We start from the raw sequence: 5,343 nt of genomic DNA on the forward strand, positions 1-5,343 counted from the left end.
CGCGAAGGCGGTGTGTCATCGAACACTGATGTCGACTGACCCAACGCCTTCGCGAGCAAGCCCGCTCCCACATTTGATTCTGTGGACCATTTCCTTACAACCCAGCCTCAGACTGATCCAGCCGCTCACGCAAAAACCCGACCAGCGCCTGCACCGGCCGCGAACTCTGACGATGCTGTGGATACACCGCCGATAACGTCAGCGGTCCGGGGCAAAAATCCTCCAGCACTTCCACCAGCCTTCCATCCTTCAACGCCGACCCGACAATGAACGTCGGCAAATACGTGACCCCCAGGCCAGCGATCGCCGCGTCCTTGAGCAATTCACCGTTATTGACCCGCATCCGCCCGCTGACATTGACACTCAATGGTTTGCCCTGCCCCGCAAAACGCCATTGCACCTGTCGACCATGGCCGTACGGAAGGCAGTCGTGACCGTGCAAATCTTCAGGCTTGAGCGGTGTGCCGTGTTCGGCCAGGTACGCGGGGCTTGCGCAGTACACCCGTTCAATGGAGGCAATGCGGCGGGCGATCAGCGTCGAGTCTTCCAGTGTGCCAATGCGCAAAGCCAGATCGTAACCTTCACCGAGCAAATCCACGGGACGATCGCTCAAATCCATCTCCACCGTCACGTCGCGATAGCGCTGCAAAAACATCGGTAACAAGCACCCCAGATGCGCCAGTGCGAACGACAGCGGCGCACTCACACGAATGGTCCCGCGTGGCTCGGTGGTCTGGCCGGCGATGCCTTGTTCCACTTGTTCGACTTCGCTGAGCAGGCGCAGGGCTGACTCGTAATAACTCTGCCCCAGGGGCGTGACATCCAGCCGTCGGGTCGAGCGATTGAGCAAACGCACGCCGAGGCGTTCTTCAAGTTGCATCAAGCGGCGGCTGACAAACTGCTTGGACAGGCCCAATTGATCGGCGGCAGCGGTGAAGCTGCCGGAGTCCATGACCTGGCAAAAAATACGCATATCTTCGAAGGGGTTCATTGTCACTTCCCGGTTGACAGTCAAACACCTTACAACCGCTTTTCCCTTCCGAATACCCTCATACGCTTTTCTGTAGGAGCGAGCTTGCTCGCGATGGTCGCCAACGATGACGCGTTCATGCTGAAAAAACGCGGTGTTCTGCACTCCATCGCGAGCAAGCTCGCTCCTACAAAGGGCAGATCTTACCTGGCCGTGAATTTCGTGTAGCTGTTGATCAGGTTGCGATAGTTCGGCAGGCGTTCCGACAGCAGGTTGGCCAGGCCTTCCATGTCGTTGCGCCAGTCGCCTTGCAGCTCGCAGGCCACGGAGAACCAGTTCATCAGTTGTGCACCGGCGGCCGACATGCGCGCCCACGCTGCTTGTTGCACAGTGGTGTTGAAGGTGCCGGAAGCGTCGGTCACCACAAACACCTCAAAGCCCTCGGCAATGGCCGACAAAGTCGGGAACGCCACGCACACGTCGGTCACCACACCGGCGATGATCAGTTGCTTGCGACCGGTGGCTTTGATCGCCTTGACGAAGTCTGCGTTGTCCCAGGCATTGATCTGGCCCGGGCGGGCAATGAACGGCGCGTCCGGGAACTGCGCCTTGAGCTCCGGTACGATCGGGCCGTTCGGACCGCTGTCGAAACTGGTGGTGAGGATGGTCGGCAGTTTGAAGAACTTGGCGATGTCGCCCAGTGCCAGCACATTGTTCTTGAACTCGTTGGGCGAGAAATCCTGTACCAGCGAGATCAGACCGGTCTGGTGGTCGACCAGCAATACCACGGCATCGTCTTTGTTCAGGCGTTTGTACGGAACGTTGCTCATTGGAAACTCCTTGATGGATGGTTGTCGCAGTTAGCGCCGACCTGTTGGGCCGACGCTTTTTTTAAATGGGTCAGAAGGCAAAACACGAACAGCCAAAAGCGCCCCAGAAACCGGCGAAATCGCTGACCGGCGCGTTCGACAGGCGCGCCCGTTCATGGCTGTGGGAATGCACCGCGCACGGTCCGCTGCAATGGTGAACCTGGGCCTGCATCGGCGACGTCGGGCGCCAGTGGCCCGGCACCTTCACCACCGGCGACCAGTCCGGCAGCACTGGCAAACTGGCCGGCCCGAGTTTTTCAAAGTCACCGGCGCCGTACACCACTTTGCCGCCGACCACGGTCAACACCGATTCGATCCACTTGATCGCCTCTTCATCGACACTGAAAAAGTCCGCGCTGAGGGCCGCGACGTCGGCCAATTGCCCGACCTTGATCTGGCCTTTTTTGCCTTGCTCCGAAGAGAACCAGGCGCTGCCATGGGTGAACAGTTCCAGCGCTGTCAGGCGCGACAAGCCTTCGGCGTGCAACTCCATGCCGCCGACCGTGCGACCGCTGACCATCCAGTACAGCGAGGTCCATGGGTTGTAGCTCGACACCCGCGTAGCGTCGGTACCGGCACCGACCGGTACGCCCTCGGCCAGCATGCGTTTGATCGGTGGCGTGGCTTCGGCCGCTTTCGCGCCGTAACGCTCGACGAAATATTCACCCTGGAACGCCATGCGATCCTGAATCGCAATGCCGCCACCCAGCGCCCTCACCCGCTCGATGTTCTGCGGGGTAATGGTTTCGGCATGGTCGAAAAACCACGGCAAGCCGTTGAACGGAATGTCGCGGTTGACCTTCTCGAACACGTCGAGCATGCGGCTGATGGATTCGTTGTAGGTGGCGTGCAAACGGAACGGCCAGCGTTGCTCGACCAGATGCCGCACTACCGGCTCCAGTTCGGCTTCCATGGTTTGCGGCAGGTCCGGGCGCGGTTCGAGGAAGTCTTCGAAGTCCGCCGCCGAGAACACCAGCATTTCCCCGGCGCCGTTGTGCCGCAAGTAATCGTCCCCCTGGTGCAGCTTCACGCTGCCGGTCCAGTTCTTGAAGTCGGTCAACTCTTCCTTGGGCTTCTGGGTGAACAGGTTGTAGGCGATGCGCACCGTCAGTTGCTCGTCCTTCGCCAACTGTTCGATCACCTGATAATCATCCGGATAATTCTGGAAACCACCGCCGGCATCGATGGCGCTGGTCAGACCCAGGCGATTGAGTTCGCGCATGAACTGACGGGTCGAGTTGACCTGATATTCCAGCGGCAACTTCGGCCCCTTGGCCAGGGTCGAGTACAGAATCATCGCGTTCGGCCGCGCCACCAGCATGCCGGTCGGCTCGCCATTGGCGTCGCGCACGATCTCGCCGCCCGGAGGGTTCGGCGTGTCGCGGGTATAGCCGGCCACGCGCAACGCGGCGCGGTTGAGCAAGGCACGGTCGTACAGGTGCAGGACAAACACCGGCGTGTCCGGTGCCACCTGGTTGAGCTCGGCCAGGGTCGGCATGCGCTTCTCGGCGAACTGGAATTCGTTCCAGCCACCGACCACCCGCACCCACTGCGGCGTCGGCGTACGGTCGGCCTGATCCTTGAGCATGCGCAGGGCATCGGCCAGGGACGGCACACCTTCCCAGCGCAGTTCCAGGTTGTAGTTCAAGCCGCCGCGGATCAGGTGCAAGTGCGAGTCGTTGAGCCCGGGAATCACGCAGCGTCCCTTGAGGTCGATGACTTGTGTGCCTGAACCACGCAGGGCCATAGCCTCGGCATCGCTGCCCACCACAACAAAGCGACCGCCGCTGATCGCCACGGCGCTGGCGAGCGGTCTTTCGCGGTCAACGGTATGGAATTGACCATTGAACAGAATCAGATCGGCGTTCATCACGGTTCCTCGTGCAAAGTGGCGGGAGACAGCCAGGGCGCGAACAGACGCGTCGCCATGGGCATAAAGATGTAAACCACCGAGAGCACGATGGTCAGGGTGATCAGGAACGTGGCCACCACGTAGTTGGAGAGCAAGGCGTTGAGCCCTAGCAGCGGCCCCCAGAGCAGCGGCACCAGCAAGGTGTGCGGCAGGATCACCAGCAACGTCACCACGGACTGCTTCCAGCGCGGCGGTGGCGTACCGGTTTCGGCCTGGGGCGAGAACCAGAACTCGTTGACCGGATTGACTTCGGTCTGGTCGCCATCGGCCAGCATCGGCGCGGCTTCGTCGACCAGTTCCTGGCGCTGCGGCGAATCGAGCCAGCGCTGCATCGCCTCGGTCGAGCAAAAGCGCAGCACGCAGGTGTAAGTGTCGAGGCCGGCGTTCTTGCCGCGCACCACATCCACGCCCAAATGCCCGACACTCTGCGCGGCCACCTTGACGATGTTGCGCAGCCAGGCTTCATAAGGCACTTCAAAACCGGCCTTGACCCGGTGTTTGACAATCAGCGTCACCACCTCATCAGGCCCGGGACTTGCCGGTTCACGGCGATTGAGATCAGACATAACGCAAGACTCCGGCGAAACGGACATTGAGCGCCAGCCGTCCCGGGCCGGCGATGAAAATGCTGGTGAACACAATCAGCAACAGCCAGCCGAACTGGCCTTCGAAGAGGGTCCACTCCGGATGCACGATCAACATCGACACCCATAGCAAAAACAGAATAGGCAAACACGCCAGACGCACCAGAAACCCGACGACGATCAGCAGCGGGCACACCACCTCGGCGAAAATCGCCAATATCAGCGTCAGGTTCGCCCCCAGGTGGAAAGGGTCTTCGATGTTTTGCAACTCGGCACTGTAGTGAAGCAGCTTGGGCAAACCGTGCACCCACAACAGAAACAATCCGCCGCTGACCCGCAGGAACAGCAGCCCCCAGTCTTGCGCCCGATCATCGCGTCGCGAAGCGTCCATGGCCCACCCGCACAAATGAAAAACCACCGACGCCCATGCGCCGGGACTGGATTCGATAATGATGGGACGGGGGAAGGAAAAATTGAATGTACGTGCTCTGTTTACGGGAAGACCGAGATCGAACAAACGACATAGAACCTTGTGGGAGCGAGCTTGCTCGCGATGGCGGCATTACATCCAGCATGGGTGTTGACTGGCCCACCGCTATCGCGAGCAGGCCGCTCCCACAGGGGATTGGGGGGTGTTTACAAATGCCGGGGTCACCACAAAACTGTGGGAGCTGGCTTGCCTGCGAAGGGGCCGGCACATCCAACATCAATGTTGCCTGACACGCCGCCTTCGCGAGCAAGCCCGCTCCCACAGGTTGATTTGCATGTATCTGCGAGAGATTGGTCGGCTTTCAGGCCGCCTTCGCGAGCAGGCTCACTCCTACAATTGGACCGAGTACATTCGGTAGAGCCGGGTCGGCTGGCAGGCCGCCTTCGCTGGCAAGCCAGCTCCTACGAGGAGCAGGAGCAGGTCCGGCGTACACCCACGCTTCTCACCACTCATCAGGCCGAGCGTTAGCTCGCCTGCAGCTTTTGATCTTGATCCACCCGCCCCCTCGGCAGGCTGAG

Annotated in this window: 5 protein-coding genes; all 5 read right to left on the bottom strand. The window is 60.6% G+C overall.

Annotated elements, in window-relative coordinates; all coding sequences use genetic code 11:
• Nucleotides 1-94 precede the first annotated feature (94 nt).
• On the bottom strand, nt 95-991 hold the full coding sequence (locus tag AC07XF_RS28750) for a LysR family transcriptional regulator (RefSeq protein ID WP_495029218.1): 897 nt from the start codon (nt 989-991) through the stop codon (nt 95-97).
• Nucleotides 992-1,173: 182 nt separating this feature from the next.
• The gene (gene ycaC / locus AC07XF_RS28755) at nt 1,174-1,800 is read right to left on the bottom strand and encodes an isochorismate family cysteine hydrolase YcaC (protein WP_495029219.1); all 627 of its coding nucleotides are present in this window, start codon (nt 1,798-1,800) and stop codon (nt 1,174-1,176) included.
• Nucleotides 1,801-1,870: 70 nt separating this feature from the next.
• Complete coding sequence (locus tag AC07XF_RS28760; protein WP_495029220.1) at nt 1,871-3,709, bottom strand: amidohydrolase; 1,839 nt, start codon at nt 3,707-3,709, stop codon at nt 1,871-1,873.
• Entirely contained in the window at nt 3,709-4,317 is a 609-nt protein-coding gene (locus AC07XF_RS28765; protein WP_495029221.1) for an antibiotic biosynthesis monooxygenase, read from the bottom strand. The genes AC07XF_RS28760 and AC07XF_RS28765 overlap by 1 nt, the downstream gene beginning before the upstream one ends.
• Entirely contained in the window at nt 4,310-4,726 is a 417-nt protein-coding gene (locus tag AC07XF_RS28770; protein ID WP_495029222.1) for a DoxX family protein, read from the bottom strand. The genes AC07XF_RS28765 and AC07XF_RS28770 overlap by 8 nt, the downstream gene beginning before the upstream one ends.
• Nucleotides 4,727-5,343: the final 617 nt, after the last annotated feature.

Source organism: Pseudomonas sp. GW821-FHT01C01 (assembly GCF_059422645.1).

What these genes read in the sequence shown, in the direction of transcription:
- AC07XF_RS28770 (WP_495029222.1), bottom strand. Translation starts at nt 4,726, where the DNA reads ATGGACGCTTCGCGACGCGATGATCGGGCGCAAGACTGGGGGCTGCTG.
- ycaC (WP_495029219.1), bottom strand. Translation starts at nt 1,800, where the DNA reads ATGAGCAACGTTCCGTACAAACGCCTGAACAAAGACGATGCCGTGGTA.
- AC07XF_RS28765 (WP_495029221.1), bottom strand. Translation starts at nt 4,317, where the DNA reads ATGTCTGATCTCAATCGCCGTGAACCGGCAAGTCCCGGGCCTGATGAG.
- AC07XF_RS28750 (WP_495029218.1), bottom strand. Translation starts at nt 991, where the DNA reads ATGAACCCCTTCGAAGATATGCGTATTTTTTGCCAGGTCATGGACTCC.
- AC07XF_RS28760 (WP_495029220.1), bottom strand. Translation starts at nt 3,709, where the DNA reads ATGAACGCCGATCTGATTCTGTTCAATGGTCAATTCCATACCGTTGAC.